We start from the raw sequence: 21,612 nt of genomic DNA, 5'->3' as shown, positions 1-21,612 counted from the left end.
CGTGACGGTGTGGGTGCCGCCCGGAGAACCGGGCCCGGCCGACGACGAGCCCTACACGGGGCCGCCGCCGACCGGGCCCTACGGGGCGCCGCCCTACGTGCCGGGTGCGCTGCACGGCGTGCACTCCCTGCCGGCCACCGGAGCGTGGGCGGGGCCGGTGGCCTGGCCGCTGGGCCCGGTGCCCCTGCAGCCGGGCCCGCACTCCGTGCCGCTCCCGGGCCTGCCGCCGGGCCTGCGGTTCGAGCCGCCGCCGGGTACCCCGCCGCACGACGTCCCCGTGCCCTACCTGCGCGCCATGCGCTCGAGGGACTGGCGCTGGTGGCGTCCGCTGCTGGGCCTGCTGCTCATCACCGTCGTCTACACGGTCGCGGCCACCGTCGTGGTGCTCGCCGCGTACGTCACCGGGGCGTTCCCCGACCTGCAGCTGCTCGACCTGGTCGACCCCGGCGTCCTGCTGATCACCAACCTGTCGCTGATCGTGGCCATCCCGATCGTGTGGCTGGCCTGGGTGGCGGCGCACGGCATGAGGCCGGGCTGGTCGTCGTCGGTGCTGGCCCGGCTGCGCTGGCGGCTGCTCCTGCCCTGGACGCTGCTGACCCTCCCCACCCTGGGCGCCGGCATCCTGGTCACCCTGCTGCTGGGGTTCCTGCTGGAGGGCGGCGAGGTCACCGGCCCGTCGTCGTCCTACGTCTGGCTCGTGCTCGTCGTGGTCCTCACCACGCCGCTGCAGTCGGCGGCCGAGGAGTACGTGTTCCGCGGCTACCTCAGCCAGGCGATCGCCGGCTGGATCAGGTCCCCGCGGGCCGGTGCGGTCGTCGCGGGGGTGGTCACCGCGGCGCTGTTCTCCGCCGCGCACGCGCCGCCGGACGTGTGGAGCTTCCTCGACCGGTTCGCGTTCGGGCTGGCCGCCTCCGCCGTGGTGTGGCTGACCGGCGGGCTGGAGGCGGCGATCGTGCTCCACGCGGTCAACAACGTGCTGGTCTTCCTGCTGGCCGGCGGGCTGGGGGAGGGGGTCACCACCGACGCGGTCCCGGCGGGCACCGGTGTCCTGGTGGTCGCGGTGGACGTGCTGGCCATGGCGGCCTACGTGGCGCTCGTGGCCCGTGCCCGGCGGCGGCTGCAGCCGGAGACGGTCACCGACGCCCGGGACCTGCGACGACCGTCACCCTGGGGGGTGCCGGAACCGGCTCAGGGCATCGGGTATGGTGTTGTCCAGCGCCGCGAGGCGCAGCACGGCCCTTGGGGTATGGGGTAATTGGCAGCCCGACGGTTTCTGGTTCCGTTAGTCTAGGTTCGAGTCCTGGTACCCCAGCGAGGAAGTCCTGTTCCTCCAGCACCACCGCAGTACCGCACGGCCCCGTCGTCTAGCGGCCCAGGACGCCGCCCTCTCACGGCGGTAGCGAGGGTTCGAATCCCTTCGGGGCTACAGCAGGGGAGAGCCCCCGGCCTTCCGGCCGGGGGCTCTCCTCGTTCCCGGCACCGGGTGGCCGCCCGATCCGGGCCAGGACTAGCGTCTGCTCGCCGTTCACGGACAGTGACGGGCGGCAGGAGGGCGGGAGCGCACGTGATCCGGACGAGTCGGCGGCTGGCCGACGGCCGCGAGATCCTCTACTTCGACGCCGACGGCGCGGCCCCCGCGCGGACGGCCGAGGACCCGCGCGACCTCCCGGCGGTGAGCACCCGCTCCCAGCTGCGGTGGGACCCGCTGCTCGGCGAGTGGGTCGTCCTGGCCTCGCACCGGCAGACCCGCACCTTCCTGCCGCCGGCCGACCAGTGCCCCCTGTGCCCGGCCCGCCCCGGCCGTCCCCCGACGGAGGTGCCGGAGGCCGACTACCAGGTGGTGGTCTTCGAGAACCGGTTCCCGTCGCTGGCCACCGGCGTCGAGCGCGACGTCCCGCCGGCGGCGCCCGGTGCCCCGCTGACCGAGCTGCGCCCGGGTTTCGGCCGCTGCGAGGTCGTCGTCTTCACCAGCGAGCACGACCGCTCCTTCGCGACCCTGGACGCCGCTCGGGCCCGGCTCGTGGTCGACGTCTGGGCCGAGCGCACCGCGGAGCTGTCCGGCATCGAGGGCGTGGCGCAGGTCTACGTCTTCGAGAACTCCGGCGAGGAGATCGGGGTGACGCTGTCCCACCCGCACGGGCAGATCTACGCCTACCCGTTCGTGACCCCGCGCGTGGAGAAGCTGCTGGCCTCCGTCGGACGGCACCGCGCGCAGACCGGCGGGGACCTGTTCGCCGACGTCCTGACCGCCGAGCGCTCCGGGCCCCGCGTGGTGGCGGCCAACGAGCACTGGACGGCGTTCGTCCCGGCCGCGGCCCGCTGGCCCTACGAGCTCCAGCTCTTCCCGCACCGCCGGGTGCCGGACCTCCCGGCCCTCACCGGCGAGGAGCGCGACGCGCTGGCCGCGGTCTACCTCGACGTCCTCGGCCGGTTCGCCCGCCGCTTCGACACCCCGATGCCCTACATCGCCTCCTGGAACCAGGCGCCGGTGGGCCGGGGGCGGGAGGACTGGTGGCTGCACCTGCAGCTGTTCTCGCTGCGCCGCGCCCCGGGCAAGCTGAAGTACCTCGCGGGCTCGGAGTCGGGGATGGGGGCGTTCATCAGCGACACGACACCGGAGGACGTGGCCGAGCAGCTGCGGAACGTGCCGTGAGCGCCGCCGAGCGGGCCCGCCGGGCCTTCGCCGAGGCGTTCGGCGGCGAGCCGGAGGGGGTGTGGGCCGCCCCCGGCCGCGTCAACGTGATCGGGGAGCACACCGACTACAACGAGGGCTTCGTGCTGCCGGTCGCGCTGCCGCACACCACCCGCGCCGCCGTCGCCCGGCGGGACGACGGCCTGGTCGCCCTGGTCTCGCTGCAGCACCCGGGGGACCGGGTCGAGGTGGCCGTCGCCGAGCTGGCCCCGGGCCGGCCCGGCGGCTGGGCGGGGTACCCGGCCGGTGTCGTCGACGCGCTGCGCGACCGCGTTCCCGGCGGCGTGAGCGTGCTGGTCGACGGCGACGTCCCGTCCGGCATGGGCCTGTCCTCGTCAGCGGCGCTCTCCTGCTCGGTGGCCCTGGCGCTGCGCGACCTCGCGGCACCCGACCTGGCCGTCGCCGACCTGGTGGACGTCGCGCGGCGGGCCGAGAACGACTTCGTCGGGGCCCCCACGGGCATCCTCGACCAGTCCGCGTCCTTGCTGTGCACGGCGGGCAACGCGCTGTTCCTCGACACCCGCGACCGCCGCAGCGAGCAGGTGCCGCTGGACCTCGCGGCCGCCGGCCTGGAGCTGCTGGTCGTCGACACGGGCACCACCCACGACCACGCCACCGGCGGCTACGGCGACCGGCGCCGCGAGTGCGAGCAGGCCGCCGAGCGGCTCGGGGTGGCGGCGCTGCGCGACGTCCCGGACGTCGCCGCGCTGGCCCCCCTGGACGACGGCACCCACGAGGGCGACGTGCTGCTGCGCCGGGCCCGGCACATCGTCACCGAGAACGCGCGGGTGCTGGAGGTCGTGGACGTCCTGCGCGGGGCCGGGCGGCCGGAGGCGATCGGCCCGGTGCTGACCGCCGGCCACGCCTCGCTGCGCGACGACTTCCAGATCTCCACCGCCGAGCTGGACACCGCCGTGGCCACCGCGCTGGAGGCCGGGGCCGCGGGCGCCCGGATGGTCGGCGGCGGGTTCGGCGGGAGCGCGATCGTGCTGGTCGACGCCGCGCGGACCGCCGGGACCGTGGCGGCGATCACTGGTCGTTTCGCCGCGGAGGGGTACAGGGCGCCGCGGACCTTCGCCGTCACTCCTGCTGCGGGAGCCCGCCGGCTCGCCTGACACCCTCCTGCTCCACCGCGCGCCGTCCCGCGTCGATCACGGGCTCGGTGCACGCGACTCGCGACGACGCACCGTCGGAGCCGGCGACAGTCCCAGGATCAACGCCGGAGGGGCGGCGCGTACGGGCGGCTCAGCGGGCGGCGCGGGAGATCGCGCCGGCCGCCTCGAGCACGGCGCCGACGATCTCCGGCGAGGGACGCCGGCCCAGCCGCTCGACCGGCCCGGAGATGGACACCGCCCCGAGCACCCCGCCGGCGGCGTCCCGCACCGGCGCCGACAGCGACGCCACCCCCGGCTCGCGCTCGGCCACGCTGTGCGCCCAGCCTCGCCGGCGGACGTCGAGCAGCGTGCGGGCGGTGAAGCTGGCCGCCGGCAGGAGCGGGGTGACCTCGTCGGCCGGGGCGAAGGCGAGCAGGGCGTGCGCGGCGGAGCCCGCGGTCATCGGCAGCCGCGACCCGACCGGCACCGTGTCGCGCAGGCCGTGGGCCCGCTCGGCGGCGGCCAGGCACACCCGCGAGGCGCCGTCGCGCACGTAGAACTGCGCGCTCTCCCCGCTGGCGTCGCGCAGGGTCACCAGGTGCCGGCCGGCGATCTCGGCGAGGTCGGCGGTGCCGCGGCCCAGCTCGGCCAGCCCGGGACCGGGCGCCCACGCCCCGACCGAGGTGCGGCGGACCAGGCGGTGCCCCTCGAGGGCGACGGCCAGCCGGTGCGCGGTCGCCCGGGGCAGGCCGGTGCGCTCGACCAGCTCGGCGAGGGTCGCGGGCTCGGCCGCGACGGCGCGGAGGATGGCCACTGCTTTGTCCAGCACGGCAACGGGGTTAGGCTGTCCCACACAGCAATACTCGCATCCCACACCATGGGATGGCCAGCAGGCCGCCGTGCGAGATCCGTACCCAGGAGGGACCAGCCGTGCCGAAGACCCTGGCGGAGAAGGTCTACGACGCCCACGTCGTGCGCAGCGCCGCCGGCGAGCCGGACCTGCTCTTCATCGACCTGCACCTCGTCCACGAGGTCACCAGCCCCCAGGCCTTCGACGGGCTGCGGGCGGCCGGTCGCGCGGTCCGCCGTCCGGACCTCACGATGGCCACCGAGGACCACAACGTCCCGACGCTGGACATCCTCAAGCCGATCGCCGACCCGGTCAGCCGCGCGCAGGTCGAGGCGCTGCGCCGCAACGCCGCCGAGTTCGGCATCCGGCTGGCCCCGATGGGCGACCGGGACCAGGGCATCGTGCACGTCATCGGCCCGCAGCTGGGACTCACCCAGCCGGGCATGACCATCGTCTGCGGCGACAGCCACACCTCCACGCACGGCGCGTTCGGCGCGCTGGCCTTCGGCATCGGCACCAGCGAGGTCGAGCACGTGCTGGCCACGCAGACGCTGCCGCAGTACCGGCCCAAGCAGATGGCGGTCACCGTCGACGGCGAGCTGCCCCCGGGCGTCAGCGCCAAGGACGTCATCCTCGCCGTCATCGCCCAGATCGGCACCGGCGGCGGGCAGGGCCACGTCATCGAGTACCGCGGCAGCGCCATCGAGAAGCTGTCGATGGAGGCCCGGATGACGATCTGCAACATGTCGATCGAGGCCGGCGCCAAGGCGGGCCTGATCGCCCCCGACCAGACCACCTTCGACTTCCTGAAGGGCCGCCCGCACGCCCCGCAGGGCGCCGACTGGGACGCCGCGGTCGAGTACTGGACGACGCTGCGCACCGACGAGGACGCCGTCTTCGACCGCGAGGTGCACATCGACGCGGCGTCCCTGACGCCGTTCGTCACGTGGGGCACCAACCCGGGGCAGGGCCTGCCGATCTCGGCCAGCGTGCCCGACCCGGCGCAGATCGCCGACGAGAACGACCGCCGCGACGCCGAGGGCGCGCTGGCCTACATGGGCCTGACGCCGGGCACGCCGCTGCGCGAGATCGAGGTCGACACCGTCTTCCTCGGCTCCTGCACCAACGGCCGGATCGAGGACCTCCGGGTCGCCGCCGAGCTGCTCCGCGGCCGGCACATCGACGCCAGCACCCGGATGCTCGTCGTCCCCGGGTCCGTGGCGGTCAAGGCGCAGGCCGAGGCCGAGGGCCTGGACCAGGTCTTCACCGAGGCCGGCGCCGAGTGGCGCGGCGCGGGGTGCTCGATGTGCCTGGGCATGAACCCCGACCAGCTCAAGCCGGGGGAGCGCTCGGCGTCCACCAGCAACCGCAACTTCCAGGGCCGGCAGGGCAAGGGCGGGCGCACCCATCTGGTCAGCCCGGCCGTCGCCGCGGCCACCGCGCTGACCGGCAAGCTCACCGCTCCGGCCGACCTGGACGACGCCGACCTCGAGACGGTCTGACCACCCGCCCCGCCGCCCCGACAGGAAGTCTGACCACGATGGACGCCTTCACCACGCACACCGGCACCGCCGCCCCGCTGCGGCGGACCAACGTCGACACCGACCAGATCATCCCGGCCGAGTACCTCAAGCGGATCACCCGCACCGGCTTCGAGGACGGCCTGTTCGTCTCCTGGCGCACCAACGAGCCGGACTTCGTGCTCAACAAGCCGGAGTACGCCGACGCCTCGGTCCTCGTCGCCGGCCCGGACTTCGGCACCGGCTCCTCCCGCGAGCACGCCGTCTGGGCGCTCATGGACGGCGGCTTCCGCGTGGTCATCAGCTCGCGGTTCGCCGACATCTTCCGCAACAACTCGACCAAGGCCGGGCTGCTCACCGTGCTGCTGCCGCAGGCCGACGTCGAGGCGCTGTGGACGGCGGTCGAGGCCGACCCCACCCTCGAGGTGACCGTCGACCTGCAGGCCAAGGAGGTCCGCTACGCGGGCGTCACCGTGCCGTTCGAGATCGACGACTACACCCGCTGGCGGCTGCTGGAGGGCCTGGACGACGTCGGGCTCACCGAGCGGCACCTGGCCGACATCGAGGCCTACGAGGCCGGGCGTCAGCCCTGGCTGCCCACGGCGCTCCCGGCCCTGCCCGCCTGAACCGGCCGCGACCCCGGCGCACCCTCGGGTGTGCCGGGGTCGTCGGACTTCTCGGGGTCGAGGTCGCGGTAGTAGTCCGCCGCCAGCGCGCCCGGCCGGCCGCCGAGGGCCCACACGCTGCCCTTGGCCGCCGGGGGCCACAGCGCTCCCGCCACCCCGGCCCAGCGCACCCCCAGGCTCATCAGCACCGACGGGATCGCCCCGCCCTGGCTGCACACGACCGTCACGCCGGGCGTCTCGCGCGGTTCCAGCAGCCGCTCGACGACAGCCAGCCCGGCCTGCGGGTCGGCGTCGTACTCCTCCTCGCCGAGCTCCGGCAGGTCCTCGACCGCCAGCCCCAGCCGCTCGGCCAGCGGCTCCACGGTCTGCCGGCAGCGGGTGCGCCGCGCCGTGAGCACCGCCGTCGGCGCGAACAGCGGCAGCACCTCGGCCAGCCGGCGCGCCTGCCGGCGTCCCTTGCCCTCCAGCGGGCGCTCCTCGTCGGGGCCGTCCCAGTCCGCCCGGCTCCCGGCCTTGGCGTGCCGGACCAGCAGCAGGGTCGGCTCCCGCGGGACGCCGGTGCGGCCGAGGTCGGCGAGGACCGCCCGGTCGGCCTCGTGGCTGACCAGCGCGGCGGCCTCGTCCAGCGGCAGCCAGCGCAGCCGGTCCACCTCGCGGTTGGGCGTGAACTCCCCACCGACCACCCGCATCAGCCACCAGTCGACCCGCTTGGGACCCTCGGCGACCTCGTACTCGGTGCGCACGCTGCGGCGGCCGGCGACGACGGACAGGCCGGTCTCCTCGACCACCTCCCGGACGGCGGCGCTGAGCGCGTGCTCCCCGGCGTCCAGCTTCCCCTTGGGCAGCGACCAGTCGTCGTACTTCGGCCGGTGCACCACGGCCGTCTCGATCCCGCCGTCGGCGGCCGGCCGCCACAGCGCGCCGCCCGCGGCCCGGATGACCATCAGGCCTCCCCGGTCGCGTGCGCGACGACCTGCTCCATGAGCCCGACCTGGTAGTCCCGCCCCTCCCGGCGGGTCCAGGCGGCATCGGCGCCGAGCTCCCAGCAGCGCACGTCGTCGGCCATCGCCTGGTCGAAGACGTTCCCCAGCAGCCGCTGCGCGTGCTCGTCGCAGACCTGGAGCAGCACCTCCACGCGGCGGTCGAGGTTGCGGTGCATGAGGTCGGCGCTGCCGATCCACCACTCGCCCTCGCCGCCGTTGCGGAAGTTCATCACCCGCGAGTGCTCGAGGAAGCGGCCGACGATGGAGCGCACCCGGACGTTCTCGGACAGCCCGGGCACACCGGGGCGCAGCGAGCAGATGCCGCGGACGAACAGCTCCACCGGCACACCCGCGATGGAGGCCTCGTACAACGCGTCGATGATCCGCTCGTCGACCAGCGAGTTCATCTTGAACCGGATGCCGGCCGGTCTGCCCTCGGCGGCGTGGCGGGCCTCCCGGCGGATCCGCTCGATCAGGCCGGCACGCACCCCGTGCGGCGCGACCATGAGCCGGCGGTAGGTCGTCTGCCGCGAGTAGCCGGTGAGGGTGTTGAACAGGTCGGTGAGGTCGGCGCCCACCCGCGGGTCGGCGGTGAGGATGCCGAGGTCCTCGTAGAGGCGCGCGGTCTTCGGGTTGTAGTTGCCCGTGCCGATGTGGCAGTACCGGCGGATGACGCTGCCCTCGCGGCGCACCACCAGCGCCGTCTTGCAGTGGGTCTTCAGCCCGACCAGCCCGTAGACCACGTGGCAGCCGGCCCGCTCCAGCGACCGGGCCCAGCTGATGTTGGCCTCCTCGTCGAAGCGCGCCTTGATCTCCACGAGGACGACGACCTGCTTGCCGGCCTCGGCCGCGTCGATGAGGGCGTTGACGATCGGGGAGTCGCCGGAGGTGCGGTACAGCGTCTGCTTGATCGCCAGCACGTTCGGGTCCGCGGCGGCCTGCTCGATGAAGCGCTGCACGCTGGTGGCGAACGAGTGGTACGGGTGGTGCACCAGGACGTCGCCCTCGCGCAGCGTGGCGAAGACGCTCTTCGGTGTCTCGCCCTCCGACAGCCGCGGGTGGGTGGCCGGCACGAACGGGTCGTCCTTGAGCTCGGGCCGGTCCAGGTCGTACAGGGCGAACAACGCGGCCAGGTCGAGCAGGCCGGGCACCCGGACGACGTCCTCCTTGTCGACCTCCAGCTCGTTGATGAGGACCTGCAGGATCCGCGGGTCCATGGACTCGGCGACCTCCAGGCGCACCGCCGGGCCGAACCGGCGGCGGGCGAGCTCGCGCTCCAGGGCCTGCAGGAGGTCCTCGTCGCGGTCCTCCTCCACCTCCAGGTCGGCGTTGCGGGTGACCCGGAACAGGTGGTGGTCGAGCACGTCGAGGCCGGGGAACAGCTGCGGGAGGTGCGCGGCGATGAGGTCCTCCAGCGGGAGGAAGACCGCCTCGGACGCCGTCCCGGACGGGTCGACCGGCACGAACCGGGGCACGTTGTTGGGCACCTTGAGCCGCGCGAAGCGGGGGCCGCCGGTCTCGGGGTCGCGCACGGAGACGGCGAGGTTGAGCGAGAGCCCGCTGATGTAGGGGAACGGGTGCGCGGGGTCGACCGCCAGCGGGGTGAGCACCGGGAAGACCTGGTCGCGGAAGTAGTCGCGCAGCCGCGCGGTCTCGGCGTCGCCCAGCTCGTCCCAGTGCACGATCCGGATCCCCGCCTCCTCCAGCCGCGAGGTGATGTCCTTGGTGAAGACCTCGCCGTGCCGGTGCACCAGCTCCCGGGTCCGCTCGGTCACGCGGGCCAGTTGCTCGCGGATGGTCAGCCCGTCGGGGGAGCGCACGGTCAGCCCCGTGCTCTGCCGGCGCTTCAGACCGGCGATGCGCACCATGTAGAACTCGTCGAGGTTGCTGGCGAAGATCGCCAGGAACTTCACCCGCTCCAGCAGGGGCAGGGCGTCGTCCTCGGCCAGTTCGAGCACCCGGGCGTTGAAGTCCAGCCACGACAGCTCGCGGTTGAGGAACCGGTCGGCCGGCAGAGCGGGTCGGGGAGTCGCCACGTGGCCATCGTGCCGTAGCCAGGTGAACAGCGGGTGCCGCTCACCCGACCGCCAGACCGCCCCCTGCCACCAGCGCCGCCGTGTGCCGGCCGACACCGAGGGCCACGGCGGCACGCAGATCGCCGGCAGTGTCCACGTCGCGGGAGAGCCCTGGCCAGGGACCGGCCAGCTGCACCGCCCCGCCCTCCCGGTGCCGGGCCGCGGACCCGGCCCCGAACGCCGGGGCGAGGTCGACGCCGGCCGCGGTCAGCAGGGTCGTCCCGGTGCCCTGGGCGTCGGCGACGAAGCAGCGCGGGGCGGTCCCCGCCGCGGTGAGGGCGGCGGTGAGCTCCTCGGGGCGCAGCGCGGGCAGGTCGGAGGAGAGCGCGGCGACGGCGCCCGCGCCGGTGGCGCGAGCACCGTGGGCCAGGGCCGGGTTCAGCCCGCGGTCGGGCTCGTCGGGGACGGTCCGGGCGCCGAGCGCGGTGACGACGGCGGTGGCGTCGGGGTCGTCGGTGACCACGAGGACGTCGGCGACCGCGGCGGCGGCCAGCGCGGCGCTGACGGTGTCGGCCAGCAGCGCCAGCACCAGCCGGGTGTGGGCGGCGCCCGGGAGCCCGGCGGGACCACCGGTGAGCGGGGTCAGCCGGGTCTTGGCGACGGTCAGCCGCTTCGCCGGGACGACGACCGACCAGGGGGGCACGGCCACAATGTGAGCACACCGGGCAGCGGCCGGTGGTGGGCCCGTGCGGGGCGTGCCGGGACCCCGGTGGAGCGCGGGGACGGGCGCAGGCCCGATCATGGACGCAGATCACATCCCGTGCGGCGAGTGCGCGGGAGCAGCAGGAGGGAGGCACCGGTGAGCCACGACCGGTTCCCGGAGGCCGGGACCGCGCGCCGAGCGCCGTCCCGGTGGCGCACCCGGAAGCCCCTCCCGCCGGCGCTGTGGCTGTGCGTCGTCGCCGTGTACCCGGTGACCGCGCTGGTGTTCCGGCTGCGGTACCGCCACGCGGAGCGCTTCCCCCGCACCGGGCCGGTGCTGGTGGTGGCCAACCACGTGTCGGTCGTCGACCCCCTCGCCTGCGCCCGGCTGGTCTGGGACTGCGGCCGGGTGCCGCACTTCCTGGCGAAGTCGTCGGTGTTCAAGGGGCCGGCCGGGCGGATCCTGCGCGCGGCCGGGCAGATCCCGGTGGCCCGCGGCTCGGCCGACGCCCGCACGTCGCTGTCGGCGGCCGAGGCCGACCTCGCCGCGGGCAACGTCGTCGTGATCTACCCGGAGGGCTCGGTCACCCGGGACCCCGACTGGTGGCCGATGGAGGCCCGCACCGGGGTGGCGCGGCTGGCGCTGACCACCGACGCCGTGGTGCTCCCGGTGGCGCAGTGGGGCCCGCAGCGCCTGCACGACTACCACGCCAAGAAGCTGCACCTGCGGCTGCGCGTGCCGGCGGAGTACCTGGTCGGCGAGCCGGTCGACCTCGCCGACCTCCGCGCCGAGGTGCGCGCCGGCCGGCCCGTGACCGGGGAGCTCCTGCGCGAGGTCACCGACCGGATGATGGGCGCCGTCCGCGACCAGCTGGCCGAGGTGCGCGGGGAGCCCGCGCCCACGGCGTTCTTCGCGCCCCGCCCTCGGCGCACCCTCCCCGGTGACGCGCCGGAGAGCGCCGCGTGAGCGGGTCCGTGCCGGGCCGGGGCGGCGCCCGTGCGGCGGTCCTGGGCGCCGGCTCGTGGGGGACCACCTTCGCCAAGGTGCTGGCCGACGCCGGCTGCGCGGTCACGCTGCACGCCCGGCGTCCGGAGCTGGCCCGGGCGATCAGCGAGACGCGGGAGAACCCCGACTACCTGCCCGGCATCCCGCTGCCGGAGCGGCTGCGCGCCACCACCGATCCGGCCGAGGCCCTGGACGGCGCGGAGATCGTCGTCCTCGCCGTCCCCTCCCAGTCGTTGCGGGACAACCTCACCGAGTGGGCGCCCCTGCTGCCGGCCGACGCGGTGCTGCTGTCGCTGATGAAGGGGATCGAGCTGGGCAGCACCAAACGGATGAGCCAGGTGATCTGCGAGATCACCGGCGCCGGCGCCGAGCGGGTGGCGGCGCTGTCGGGCCCCAACCTGGCGCGGGAGATCGCCGAGGAGCAGCCGGCGGCGACCGTCATCGCCTGTCCCGACCAGGAGCGGGCCGCGCAGGTGCAGGCCGCCTGCCACACCCCCTACTTCCGGCCCTACACCAACCGCGACCTCGTCGGCTGCGAGCTCGGCGGGGCGGTGAAGAACGTCATCGCCCTGGCCTGCGGCATCACCGAGGGCATGGGCTTCGGCGACAACACCCGGGCCTCGCTGATCACCCGCGGCCTGGCCGAGACCGCCCGGCTGGGTGCGGCGCTCGGCGCGGAGCTGACGACCTTCGCCGGGCTCGCCGGGCTGGGCGACCTGGTGGCCACCTGCAGCTCGCCGCTGTCGCGCAACCGCACCTTCGGGGAGAAGCTCGGTCGCGGGATGACGCTGGAGGAGGTCCAGCAGACCACCCGGCAGGTCGCCGAGGGCGTCAAGAGCTGCCGGCCGGTCCTCGACCTGGCCCGGGCGCACGGGGTGGAGATGCCGCTCACCGAGGCCGTCGTCCGGGTCTGCCACGAGGGCGTCCCCGCGGCGCAGATGGTGAAGGAGATCATGTCCAGGGAAGCGAAGCACGAGTGAGCGACGGGACACCCGGCCGAGCACGAGTGAGCGAGCGCTCCTGGGGCGACGGCACCCGGTCGGTGCGGGCGGGGGAGGCGGCGCCGGTGCCGGGCGCCCCGCTGCGGCCCTCCCCGGTGTTCGCCGCGCCGTACCACCTGGGCGACCAGCCGCCCCGTGCCGGCGGCGCCGACGCCTACGCCCGCACCGAGCACCCGACGCTGCGGGTGTTCGAGGAGGCGGTCGGCGAGCTGGACGGCGGCCGGTGCCTGTCCTTCGCCACCGGCATGGCCGCGATCAGCGCCACGGTGCTGGCCACCGCCCGGGCGGGGGACCGCGTCGTGCTGCCCTCGGACGGCTACTACACGACCCGCCTGCTCGCCCGCGAGGAGCTGGAGCGCTTCGGCGTCCGGGTGGAGTACGTGCCCACGCCGGAGATCGAGGCCGTCGCCGCGCGCGGGGACCTCGACGGCGCCCGCCTGGTGCTGCTGGAGACCCCCAGCAACCCGCAGTTGGACGTCTGCGACATCGCCGCGGTCGCCCGGGCCACCCGGGCGGCCGGGGCCGTGCTCGCCGTCGACAACACCACCGCCACCCCGCTGGGGCAGCGGCCGCTGGAGCTCGGCGCCGACCTCACCGTCGGCAGCGACACCAAGGCGCTGACCGGCCACAGCGACCTCCTGCTCGGCCACGTCAGCACCACCGACGACGAGCTGTACGCGCGGGTCAAGGCCTTCCGCGACCACACCGGCGGCACGCCCGGCCCGTTCGAGGCGTGGCTCGGGCACCGCTCGATGAGCACCCTCGACCTGCGGCTGGCTCGCCAGGCACAGAACGCCGCGGCGGTCGCCGACCTGCTGGCCGGTCACCCCGCGGTGACCGGTGTCCGCTGGCCGTGGCGGGCGGGAGACCCCTCCGCCGCGCTCGCCGCCCGGCAGATGCTGCGGCCCAACGGGGTGGTCTCCGCCGAGCTGGCCGACGAGGCCGCGGTCGGCCGGCTGCTGGCCGCCACCCGGCTGTGGGCGGCGGCGACCAGCTTCGGCGGGGTGCACAGCACGATCGACCGGCGGGCGCAGTGGGGTGGCGACGCCGTGCCCGGCGGCTTCGTCCGCTTCTCCTGCGGCATCGAGGACACCGCCGACGTGGTCGCCGACCTCACCGCGGCGCTCGACACCCTGTGAGCCGGACGACGCTCGAGCGCGTGCTAGGCGCCGGGGAGGTCCTCCGCCGCGGCCGGGACACCGACTACCTCGGGCTGGCCTGGCACCCGGGGGAGCCGCACCGGGTCCGCCGCGAGCTCGTCGGCTCCACCTGGGAGCCGCCGCGCACCGGCGTCCGGCCGGTGGCGTGCCTGGCCCACGTCACCGACGTGCAGCTGGCCGACGTCTGCTCGCCGGCCCGCTTCGAGTTCTTCAACGGCCACTTCACCGACCCGCGGATGCGCGCGCTGGTGCCCATGCACCGGCCGCAGGAGGCGATCACCGCGCACGCGATCGACGCGCTCGTCCGCACCCTCAACGGGCTGTCCGGCGGCCCGCGGACCGGGCACCCGGTGCAGGTCGTGGTCACCACCGGCGACGCCATCGACAACGCCCAGTGGAACGAGCTCGCGCTCTTCCTGGACATCCTGAACGGCGGGGCGGTGTCCCCGGGGGCGGGGCTGACCGCCTACGACGGGGTCCAGGCGTCGGGCTGGCCGCACGACCTGTTCTGGCGGCCGGAGTGCGACGGCGGGGGAGAGCCGGACCTCTACCGGTCGCGGCACGGCTTCCCCGACCGTCCCGGCCTGCTCGCCGCGGCGTTCGCGTCGTTCCGGGCCGAGGGGCTGCGGCTGCCGTGGCTGGGCTGCCACGGCAACCACGAGGCCCTCATCCAGGGCGTCGGGGTGCCCACGCCGGCGCTGCAGGACCTCCTGCTCGCCGACCGCAAGCCCGTCGAGTTCGCCTCCGACGTGCCCCTGGACGACGCGTTGCGGCTGTTCACGCACTCCTCGGAGGTCTTCACCACCGCCGGCGCCCGCACCGTCACCCCGCTGGCCGCGCGCCGGTTCATCGACCGCGGGGACTTCGTCGCCGCGCACCTCGCCGACGGCGGGGAGCCGGCCGGGCACGGGTTCACCGAGGCCAACGTCCGGGACGGGACGGCGTACTACGCCTGGGACGGCCTGCCCGGCATCCGGGTGGTCTGCCTGGACACCACGCGGGTCACCGGCGGCGGCGACGGCTCGATCGACGCCGTCCAGGGCCGCTGGCTGGCCGAGCGGCTGCGCGAGGTCTCCTCGGTGGTCGTCGAACCCGACGGCACGCGGGTGGCCACGGGCAACGCCGACCGGCTGGTGGTGGTCATCTCCCACCACGGCTTCTCGACGCTGACGCGGGAGGACCCGCTGCACCCCCGGCCCGGTACGGAGGCCGACCTCCTCGGGGGGCCGGAGCTGGTCGGCCTGCTGCACCGGTACCCGAACGTCGTCCTGTGGCTCAACGGGCACACCCACGTCAGCGAGGTGCGGCCGTGGGCGCACCCGGAGGAGGCCGGCCGCGGGTTCTGGGAGGTCACCACCTGCGCGGTCGTCGACTGGCCCGGTCAGGCGCGGCTGGTGGAGTTCGTCGACAACGGCGACGGCACGCTGTCGCTGGTCTGCACGATGGTCGACCACGACAGCCCGGCGCGGCCGCCGGACCCGCTGGACCCGGCGGCGCGGGAGCCGGCCGCGCTGGCGTCCCTGCACCGCGAGCTGTCGGCCAACGTGCCGTGGGCCGGGCTCTCCGCGGGCCTGGCCGGCCGGCCGGAGGACCGCAACGTGGAGCTGGTGCTGCGCTCGCCGCTGCTGCGCTGAGCGACGTCAGGCGCTGTGTCCTCGCTCGGCTCCCGCGCCCTGGTCCGCTCCGCGCTCGCCGGCGCTCGCTGCGGTGCTCCCAGGGTCGTCAGCCGACGGGGGTGAGGCCCGCGGCCCGGTCCTCGCGCCGCCGGCGGTGGGCGGCCCGCGCGGTCAGCCAGCCGCTGACGGCCACGTAGTAGACGAGGTAGGCCAGCGAGAGGACGACGACCACCGGGTGCGGGTCAGGCACCTGCACCAGGAGGACGGCGTAGGTGACCAGCCAGACCGCGGTCAGCGCCAGGCTCAGCGCCTGCAGGGCCTGGGTGCGCGAGGGGTAGAGGTAGCGCACCGGGACGAAGACCAGCACCGAGCACACGACCAGGACCGTGGCGATCGTGCCCGGCCCGAGCTCCAGCACGATCGCGTAGAAGGCCACCACGTTCCAGTAGCTGGGGAAGCCCAGGAAGGTGTGGTCGTCGGTCTTCGCGTCGACCCGGCAGAACTGGTAGCTCGAGGCCAGCAGCGGCAGCGCGGCCACGATCCAGCCGAGGGTGCCGTCCGGCAGCGAGCCGGTGGTCCACAGCAGCACGACCGGGGCGAACGCGTAGGTCAGGTAGTCGACGATGTCGTCCAGCCGCGCCCCGTCGAACCAGGGGATCGTCTCCTTGACCCGCATCCGGCGGGCCAGCATCCCGTCGGTGCCGTCGACGACGAGGGCGGCCAGGCCCAGCCACAGCGCCGTGACCGCGTCGCCGTCGAAGGCGGCCAGCACGATGAGCAGCGCCAGCACGGTGCCGCTGGCGGTGTAGAGGTGCACCGCGGCACCGGCCAGGCGCAGCGCCCGCGGGTGGGACCGGGACGGCCCGTGCTCGCCGGCCGTCGTCCCGGTCGAGTCCCCGCCCGAGGCGGCGGCCAGGTTCTCGTGCATGGTGTGTCGAGGCTCCCACACCGCCCGCCGGGCGGCGCCGTGGAGGGCGGTGTCCGCCGGTCGCCGGGGCGCGTGCGGGGCGCTCCACTAGTGTCGGCCGCGATGAGCGGACAGGCCGGCAAGCTGCGCGTCGGGGTCGTCTTCGGCGGCCGCAGCGCGGAACACTCCATCTCCTGCGTCTCGGCCGGGAGCGTCCTCGCGGCGCTGGACCCGGACCGGTACGACGTGGTCCCCGTCGGCATCACGCGGGACGGCGGGTGGGTGCTGCCCGACCCCGCGCTGCGGCTGGCGATCGTGGACGGCGTGCTGCCGGAGGTCACCGGCGGGACGGCGGTGACCCTCGTCGGCGACCCTGCGGGCCGGGGCCTGGTGCGGCTGGACGGCGACGGGCCCCGCATCGAGCTGGACGTCGTCTTCCCGGTGCTGCACGGCGCCTACGGCGAGGACGGCACCATCCAGGGCCTGCTGGAGATGAGCGGGATCCCCTACGTCGGCTCGGGCGTCTTCGCCAGCGCGGCGTCGATGGACAAGGAGTTCACCAAGAAGCTGTTGGCCGCCGCCGGGCTGCCGCAGGGGGACCACGTGGTGCTCCGCGACGCCGCCGGCGCGCTGTCGGCGGACCCGGCGCTGCTCGACGAGGCCACCCGCGAGCGGCTCGGCCTGCCGGTCTTCGTGAAGCCCTCCCGGGCCGGCTCCAGCATCGGGATCAGCCGGGTCACCGACTGGACGCAGTTCCCCGAGGCGGTGGCCACCGCGGCCGCGGTCGACGCGAAGGTGGTCGTGGAGGCCGCCGTCCCGGGCCGCGAGATCGAGTGCGGCGTCCTGGCCGGGCCCGACGGCGGGCCACCCGAGGCGAGCCTGCCGGCCGAGATCCGGCTGCGGCCGGGCACCGACTGGTACGACTTCACGGCCAAGTACCTGGCCGACGCCGCCGAGTTCGACGTCCCGGCCGGCCTCACGCCCGAGCAGACCCGCGCCGTGCGCGAGGCCGCCTGCCGGGCCTACCTGGCGATGGACTGCCAGGGCCTGGCCCGGGTCGACTTCTTCCTCGGCGCCGGCCCCGACGGCGCCGAGCGGCTGGTCGTCAACGAGGTGAACACGATGCCGGGCTTCACGCCCATCTCGATGTTCCCGCGGATGTGGGCGGCGACCGGCGTCGACTTCGCCCAGCTGGTGGACCGCCTCGTCGGGGCCGCGCTGGCCGCGGCCCGGACGGCGGCCCCGGCGCTGGACGGCGGCGCGCGGGCGTGACCCTCCCGGTGCCGGCCCGCCTGGGCGGGACGGCGCTGCTGCTGGGACTGCTGCCCGCGGCCCTCACCGGCTGCACCAGCACCGTCGACGGGGAACCCACCGCCGCGCCCGCGGATCCCACCCCGGCCTCGCCGGAGGAGCTGGAGGTGCTGGTCGTCACGACGGTGCCCTCGGGGCTGCCGCGGGTGCCCGACGAGGACCTCTCACCGCCCGCCGGGGAGAAGTCGGCCCGCGACGTCGCCGCCTACTCCCTCGACCCGGGCCGGGAGGCCGAGGTGCTCCGGGACTACGGCTACCGCTACGGCTGGGAGCGGTTCTGGAGCAACGGACAGGGGCCGGTGACCAGCGTGTTCGTCGACCAGTTCGACACCCGCGCCGGCGCCGGCGACTACGCCCGCGACCTCGCGGAGAACGAGGCGGAGCTCTACGACAGCGTGCTGCGTGAGGACCCGCCGCACCTGCCCGGGGGCTGCCGGCTCCTGACGGTGGAGGAGGCCGACCCGGCCCGGGGCCTGTCCGGGCCCGCCGCCTTCGCCTGGTGCGGGCACGGGGTGTTCAGCGTCGGGGCCAGCGCGGTCGCGGAGTCGGTGACGGCGGCCTCGGCGGAGGTGCACGCCGTGCTGGCCGAGCAGCTGGACCGGCTGCCGCCGCCCTGAGCGGTCAGGGCCGGCGGATCGGGAGGGTGTCCCCGATGACCGGGCCGAGGGCGGTGACCGGCGCGCTGTCGGTGTCGGCGCTGACGGTCACCTGCACGTAGACCGGGCGGTCGACGGCGGTCCAGACGACGGAGTCGGGGTCGCTGGTGTCGACGAGCCAGTTGACGCCGTTGATCTGGATCAGCGGGGACGTCGGTTCCAGCCCCGCGGGGCGGTCGACGCCGCAGACCAGCACGATCGGCGGCTCGCCCCAGGCGTAGGCGTACGGGGTGTCCGACTGCACGGCCCGGGACGGCTCGCCGGCGAGCTCCAGCGGCAGCGCGGCCATGAGCGCGGGGCACGAGGCGTCGGCCTCCGGGGTCACCGGGGGTACCTCCACCGGCAGCGGCGGGAGGGTCGCCCGGCCCGGGCCGGGGGTGCCCTCGACCTCGGCGACGCCCTGGCCGCCGTCGTCCGCCGTGCCGTCGCCGAGGACACGGGTGAGCACGGCGACCGCGACGACCAGTGGCACGACCACGGCGGTGACCAGCAGCGCGATCCGCCGCAGCGGGTCGTCGGGGCGGGTGCGTGCCGGAGCCGGGGTCTCCTCGGAGGCCGCCCCGTCAGGGGCGGTCTCGCGAGGCGGGGGGTTCTCGGTCAGGGCGCTCAGATGTTGACGACGGGGCAGGTCAGGGTGCGGGTGATCCCGTCGACCGACTGCACGCGGGCCACCACGAGGCGGCCCAGCTCGTCGACGGTCTCGGCCTCGGCGCGCACGATCACGTCGTAGGGACCCGTGACGTCCTCGGCCTTGGTCACGCCGGAGATCTGGCTGATCGTCGTGGCGACCTGGGCGGCCTTGCCGACTTCGGTCTGGATGAGGATGTAGGCGTGGACCACGGGAGACCTTTCCTCGGGCAGCGCTGCCGGTGCGGCGTCCGCGCCGGTGGGCGGACAGTTCGGCAACCTACCTCAGCGGTGGAGGGTGACCGGTGACTCGCCCTCGTCCACTGGTGCCCCGGGAGGACCCGGCGGACAGCGTGCGGGTGGTCGGCGAGTTCGGCGTCATCGCCCGGGTGCTCGCCCGCGCCGGGGCCGCACGGGTCGCCGAGGTCGGGCCGGGGGACGACGCGGCGGTGCTGCGGGCCCCCGACGGGCGGGTCGTGGCCACCACCGACGTGCTCGTGGAGGGCCGCCACTTCCGGCGGGACTGGTCCTCGGCCGAGGACGTCGGCCACAAGGCGGCGGCGGCCAACCTGGCCGACGTCGCGGCGATGGGGGGCGTGGCCACCGCGCTGCTGGTCGGGCTGGCCTGCCCCCCGGACACCTCGACCGCGTGGCTGGAGGGGGTCGCCGCCGGGCTGGCCGAGGAGTGCGCCCCGCTGGGAGCGGCCGTCGTCGGTGGTGACACCGTCTCGGCCGCACCGGACAGCGGCGCCGTCGTCCTGTCGGTGACCGCCCTGGGCGACCTCGGCGGGCGGGCGCCGGTGCTGCGCTCGGGGGCGCGGCCGGGGGACGTCCTGGCGCTGGCCGGACGGCTGGGGTGGTCGGCCTGCGGGCTGGCCGTCCTGCGGCGGGGCTTCACCAGCCCGGTGGCGGCGGTCGCCGCGCACCGGCGCCCGGCGCCGCCGTACGCGGCCGGGCCCGCCGCCGCCGAGGCCGGGGCGACGGCGATGTGCGACGTCAGCGACGGTCTGCTCGCCGATGCCGGGCACCTGGCGCACGACAGCGGCGTCGTCGTCGACCTGGACCGCGCCGCGCTGGTCCGGGCCACCCTGGAACCGGCCGGGCCGCTGCAGCAGGTGGCCGCGGCGCTCGGCGGCGACCCGCTGGCGTGGGTGCTCACCGGTGGGGAGGACCACGCCCTGATCGCCACCTTCCCCGCCGGCACCGCGCTGCCCGGCGGGTGGACGGCGATCGGCACGGTGCGGGCGGCGACCGGCGGCGGCCCCGGCGTCCGGGTGGACGGCGAGGCCGCGGCGGCGGTGGCCGAGGCCCTCGGCGCGGAGGGGGTCGGTCATGTCCACTTCCGCTGAGCTGCGGCTGCGGGCCGTGGGCTACGACGACCCGGTGGCCCGCGCGCTGGTGGAGCGCGTCCAGCAGGAGTACGTGGCCCGCTACGGCGGACCCGACGAGGCCCGTGTCGACCCGGCCGAGTTCGCGCCGCCGACCGGGCTGTTCCTCGTCGCGGAGGTCGACGGCGTCCCGGCCGGCTGCGGCGCGTGGCGGGTGCACGCCGACGGCGTCGTGGAGGTCAAGCGGGTCTACGTGGAGCCGGCGTTCCGGCGGCGCGGGCTCGCCCAGGCGCTGATGGCCGAGCTGGAACGGAGCGCGGCGGCCGCCGGGCACCGTGCGGTGGTGCTCAACACGGGCAACCGGCAGCCCGAGGCGCTGGCCCTGTACGCCGCCCTGGGGTACACCCCCGTGGCCGGGTACGGCATCTACGCCGACGCGCCCGGGGCGGTGTTCCTCGGCAAGGGACTCACACGAGCGGACGAGGAGGAGCCGGCATGGGGATCGGGATCGCGGGGGTCGTGACGATCTCGGCCTCGTACGGGGCCGGGGGAGCGGAGGTCGGGCCGGCGGTGGCCGAGCGCCTGGGGCTGGTGTTCCACGACCGGGCCATCCCGGCGCAGGTCGCCGGGCGGCTGGGCGTGCCGCTGTGCGACGCGGAGGCCAACGACGAGAAGGTCGCCCGCGGGCTGTGGCGGATCGTGGCGTCGCTGGGCACGATGCCCGACCCGGTCGGCGGGATCGTCCCGATGACCCCGCAACCGGACGAGCGGGCCTTCCGGCAGCAGACCGAGCGGGTCGTGTGCGAGATCGCCGACGGCCCCGGGGGCGTGGTGCTGGGCCGGGCGGCCGCGCTGGTGCTCCGGGACCGCCCGCACGCGCTCCACGTGCGCCTCGACGGCCCGCCCGAGCGCCGGCTGGCGGCCGCGGTCGCGCGCAGCGGGCGACCGGTCGAGGAGGTGCGGCGGGAGCTGGAGGCCAACGACGCGGCCCGGGAGGGGTACGTGCGGCACTTCTACCGCTGCGACCCCGCCGCGGCCCGGCACTACCACCTGGTCGTCGACTCCACGGCCCTGTCCCTGGACACGGTGGTCGACCTGGTCGTCACGGCCGCCCACGCCCGCGGACTGTGACCTGCGACCGCTCCTGCGGTGTCCTGCCTGCCCTTGCGGGTCTGCACGACCGCAGGAGCAGGAGGAACACCGCAGGAGCGTGGCCAACGCCCCTCGCCCACGCGAAGAACCCCGGAGGTCAGGGACCTCCGGGGTTCGGCCCGGCCGGAGCCGGGAGGTGGGACCAGCCCGCGGGGATCAGCCGCGGACGACCTTGCCGGCACGGATGCACGAGGTGCAGGCGTTGATCCGGCGACGGTTGCCGGGGGCGACGAGCGCCCGCACGGACTGGATGTTCGGGTTCCAACGGCGCGGCGTGCGGCGGTGCGAGTGCGACACCGACATACCGAAACCGGGCCCCTTGCCACAGACATCGCACACGGCAGCCACGGCGGATCACTCCCAGAA

Annotated in this window: 22 protein-coding genes and 2 tRNA genes; 16 read left to right on the top strand and 8 right to left on the bottom strand. The window is 75.5% G+C overall.

Translation table 11 applies throughout. The features are described from left to right. Position 1: 1 nt before the first annotated feature. From ACI78Q_RS04775 to galK, 5 genes are all read left to right on the top strand, one after another. Positions 2 to 1,255: a CPBP family intramembrane glutamic endopeptidase gene (locus ACI78Q_RS04775; protein ID WP_456922172.1), complete on the top strand. Its 1,254-nt coding sequence runs from the start codon at positions 2 to 4 to the stop codon at positions 1,253 to 1,255. After that, positions 1,241 to 1,312 (top strand) — tRNA-Gln (locus tag ACI78Q_RS04770). The genes ACI78Q_RS04775 and ACI78Q_RS04770 overlap by 15 nt, the downstream gene beginning before the upstream one ends. A gap of 41 nt (positions 1,313 to 1,353) precedes the next feature. After that, positions 1,354 to 1,426, top strand: a tRNA-Glu gene (locus ACI78Q_RS04765). 138 nt (positions 1,427 to 1,564) lie between these two features. Next, entirely contained in the window at positions 1,565 to 2,653 is a 1,089-nt protein-coding gene (gene galT, locus ACI78Q_RS04760) for a galactose-1-phosphate uridylyltransferase (RefSeq protein WP_456922171.1), read from the top strand. Next, complete coding sequence (galK, locus tag ACI78Q_RS04755; RefSeq protein WP_456922170.1) at positions 2,650 to 3,807, top strand: galactokinase; 1,158 nt, start codon at positions 2,650 to 2,652, stop codon at positions 3,805 to 3,807. The genes galT and galK overlap by 4 nt, the downstream gene beginning before the upstream one ends. Before the next feature lie 130 nt (positions 3,808 to 3,937). On the opposite strand, the gene ACI78Q_RS04750 is transcribed toward galK, so the two are convergent. After that, the gene (locus tag ACI78Q_RS04750) at positions 3,938 to 4,615 is read right to left on the bottom strand and encodes an IclR family transcriptional regulator (RefSeq protein WP_456922169.1); all 678 of its coding nucleotides are present in this window, start codon (positions 4,613 to 4,615) and stop codon (positions 3,938 to 3,940) included. Between the two features lie 101 nt (positions 4,616 to 4,716). Here ACI78Q_RS04750 and leuC point away from each other — a divergent pair, with 101 nt between their 5' ends. Together leuC and leuD are read left to right on the top strand one after the other, a co-directional pair. After that, a complete protein-coding gene (leuC, locus tag ACI78Q_RS04745; RefSeq protein ID WP_456922168.1) occupies positions 4,717 to 6,138 on the top strand; it encodes a 3-isopropylmalate dehydratase large subunit in 1,422 nt (473 codons plus the stop codon). A gap of 38 nt (positions 6,139 to 6,176) precedes the next feature. Further along, on the top strand, positions 6,177 to 6,782 hold the full coding sequence (leuD, locus tag ACI78Q_RS04740) for a 3-isopropylmalate dehydratase small subunit (protein ID WP_456922167.1): 606 nt from the start codon (positions 6,177 to 6,179) through the stop codon (positions 6,780 to 6,782). Here leuD and ACI78Q_RS04735 read toward each other — a convergent pair. From ACI78Q_RS04735 to cofC, 3 genes are read right to left on the bottom strand one after another with little or no spacing between them, the layout of a single operon-like run. Next, the gene (locus tag ACI78Q_RS04735) at positions 6,740 to 7,726 is read right to left on the bottom strand and encodes an NUDIX hydrolase (protein WP_456922166.1); all 987 of its coding nucleotides are present in this window, start codon (positions 7,724 to 7,726) and stop codon (positions 6,740 to 6,742) included. The two genes, leuD and ACI78Q_RS04735, sit on opposite strands and share 43 nt — an antisense overlap. Beyond that, on the bottom strand, positions 7,726 to 9,801 hold the full coding sequence (locus ACI78Q_RS04730; RefSeq protein WP_456922165.1) for an RNA degradosome polyphosphate kinase: 2,076 nt from the start codon (positions 9,799 to 9,801) through the stop codon (positions 7,726 to 7,728). Before ACI78Q_RS04730 ends, ACI78Q_RS04735 begins: the two co-directional genes overlap by 1 nt. 40 nt (positions 9,802 to 9,841) lie before the next feature. Beyond that, positions 9,842 to 10,483: a 2-phospho-L-lactate guanylyltransferase gene (cofC, locus tag ACI78Q_RS04725; RefSeq protein WP_456922164.1), complete on the bottom strand. Its 642-nt coding sequence runs from the start codon at positions 10,481 to 10,483 to the stop codon at positions 9,842 to 9,844. A gap of 156 nt (positions 10,484 to 10,639) precedes the next feature. Here cofC and ACI78Q_RS04720 point away from each other — a divergent pair, with 156 nt between their 5' ends. From ACI78Q_RS04720 to ACI78Q_RS04705, 4 genes are read left to right on the top strand one after another with little or no spacing between them, the layout of a single operon-like run. After that, complete coding sequence (locus tag ACI78Q_RS04720) at positions 10,640 to 11,449, top strand: lysophospholipid acyltransferase family protein (protein ID WP_456922163.1); 810 nt, start codon at positions 10,640 to 10,642, stop codon at positions 11,447 to 11,449. Further along, a complete protein-coding gene (locus tag ACI78Q_RS04715; protein ID WP_456922162.1) occupies positions 11,446 to 12,468 on the top strand; it encodes an NAD(P)H-dependent glycerol-3-phosphate dehydrogenase in 1,023 nt (340 codons plus the stop codon). The genes ACI78Q_RS04720 and ACI78Q_RS04715 overlap by 4 nt, the downstream gene beginning before the upstream one ends. A 26-nt stretch (positions 12,469 to 12,494) precedes the next feature. Further along, positions 12,495 to 13,628 carry a cystathionine gamma-lyase gene (locus tag ACI78Q_RS04710; protein ID WP_456922161.1) on the top strand — a complete coding sequence of 378 codons (1,134 nt, stop codon included), beginning with the start codon at positions 12,495 to 12,497 and terminating at the stop codon, positions 13,626 to 13,628. Between the two features lie 20 nt (positions 13,629 to 13,648). Beyond that, entirely contained in the window at positions 13,649 to 15,283 is a 1,635-nt protein-coding gene (locus tag ACI78Q_RS04705) for a TIGR03767 family metallophosphoesterase (RefSeq protein WP_456922160.1), read from the top strand. Positions 15,284 to 15,371: 88 nt separating this feature from the next. Here ACI78Q_RS04705 and ACI78Q_RS04700 read toward each other — a convergent pair whose 3' ends face one another. Next, positions 15,372 to 16,193, bottom strand: a complete 822-nt coding sequence (locus ACI78Q_RS04700; RefSeq protein WP_456922159.1) for a CDP-alcohol phosphatidyltransferase family protein — start codon at positions 16,191 to 16,193, stop codon at positions 15,372 to 15,374. 102 nt (positions 16,194 to 16,295) lie between these two features. Between ACI78Q_RS04700 and ACI78Q_RS04695 the strand changes: the two genes are divergently transcribed. Next, positions 16,296 to 17,444: a D-alanine--D-alanine ligase family protein gene (locus ACI78Q_RS04695; RefSeq protein WP_456922158.1), complete on the top strand. Its 1,149-nt coding sequence runs from the start codon at positions 16,296 to 16,298 to the stop codon at positions 17,442 to 17,444. After that, complete coding sequence (locus tag ACI78Q_RS04690; protein ID WP_456922157.1) at positions 17,441 to 18,100, top strand: hypothetical protein; 660 nt, start codon at positions 17,441 to 17,443, stop codon at positions 18,098 to 18,100. The genes ACI78Q_RS04695 and ACI78Q_RS04690 overlap by 4 nt, the downstream gene beginning before the upstream one ends. A gap of 4 nt (positions 18,101 to 18,104) precedes the next feature. Here the strand turns inward: ACI78Q_RS04690 and ACI78Q_RS04685 are convergent, their stop codons facing one another. Further along, positions 18,105 to 18,617 carry a DUF3515 domain-containing protein gene (locus ACI78Q_RS04685; protein ID WP_456922156.1) on the bottom strand — a complete coding sequence of 171 codons (513 nt, stop codon included), beginning with the start codon at positions 18,615 to 18,617 and terminating at the stop codon, positions 18,105 to 18,107. A gap of 128 nt (positions 18,618 to 18,745) precedes the next feature. Then, a complete protein-coding gene (locus ACI78Q_RS04680; protein ID WP_456850141.1) occupies positions 18,746 to 18,979 on the bottom strand; it encodes an Lrp/AsnC ligand binding domain-containing protein in 234 nt (77 codons plus the stop codon). A 92-nt stretch (positions 18,980 to 19,071) separates the two neighbouring features. Here ACI78Q_RS04680 and ACI78Q_RS04675 point away from each other — a divergent pair, with 92 nt between their 5' ends. From ACI78Q_RS04675 to ACI78Q_RS04665, 3 genes are read left to right on the top strand one after another with little or no spacing between them, the layout of a single operon-like run. Further along, positions 19,072 to 20,115 (top strand): thiamine-phosphate kinase, encoded by a 1,044-nt coding sequence (locus tag ACI78Q_RS04675; RefSeq protein ID WP_456922155.1) that lies wholly within the window; start codon positions 19,072 to 19,074, stop codon positions 20,113 to 20,115. Beyond that, positions 20,099 to 20,617: a GNAT family N-acetyltransferase gene (locus ACI78Q_RS04670; protein WP_456922154.1), complete on the top strand. Its 519-nt coding sequence runs from the start codon at positions 20,099 to 20,101 to the stop codon at positions 20,615 to 20,617. Before ACI78Q_RS04675 ends, ACI78Q_RS04670 begins: the two co-directional genes overlap by 17 nt. After that, complete coding sequence (locus ACI78Q_RS04665; RefSeq protein WP_456922153.1) at positions 20,590 to 21,225, top strand: cytidylate kinase-like family protein; 636 nt, start codon at positions 20,590 to 20,592, stop codon at positions 21,223 to 21,225. The genes ACI78Q_RS04670 and ACI78Q_RS04665 overlap by 28 nt, the downstream gene beginning before the upstream one ends. Before the next feature lie 177 nt (positions 21,226 to 21,402). Here the strand turns inward: ACI78Q_RS04665 and rpmB are convergent, their stop codons facing one another. Beyond that, positions 21,403 to 21,585, bottom strand: coding sequence for a 50S ribosomal protein L28 (rpmB, locus tag ACI78Q_RS04660; protein WP_446423268.1), 183 nt, complete (start codon positions 21,583 to 21,585; stop codon positions 21,403 to 21,405). Positions 21,586 to 21,612: the final 27 nt, after the last annotated feature.

Source organism: Geodermatophilus sp. SYSU D00705 (assembly GCF_054050135.1).
The sequence above is the reverse complement of the archived record's forward strand: the minus strand, read 5'-3'. Positions and strand labels throughout refer to the sequence as shown.

Bases quoted from the DNA above. Each gene is read 5' to 3' on its own strand.
- leuD (WP_456922167.1), top strand. From the start codon at position 6,177: ATGGACGCCTTCACCACGCACACCGGCACCGCCGCCCCGCTGCGGCGG.
- ACI78Q_RS04735 (WP_456922166.1), bottom strand. From the start codon at position 7,726: ATGGTCATCCGGGCCGCGGGCGGCGCGCTGTGGCGGCCGGCCGCCGAC.
- ACI78Q_RS04700 (WP_456922159.1), bottom strand. From the start codon at position 16,193: ATGCACGAGAACCTGGCCGCCGCCTCGGGCGGGGACTCGACCGGGACG.
- ACI78Q_RS04695 (WP_456922158.1), top strand. From the start codon at position 16,296: ATGAGCGGACAGGCCGGCAAGCTGCGCGTCGGGGTCGTCTTCGGCGGC.
- ACI78Q_RS04670 (WP_456922154.1), top strand. From the start codon at position 20,099: ATGTCCACTTCCGCTGAGCTGCGGCTGCGGGCCGTGGGCTACGACGAC.
- ACI78Q_RS04665 (WP_456922153.1), top strand. From the start codon at position 20,590: ATGGGGATCGGGATCGCGGGGGTCGTGACGATCTCGGCCTCGTACGGG.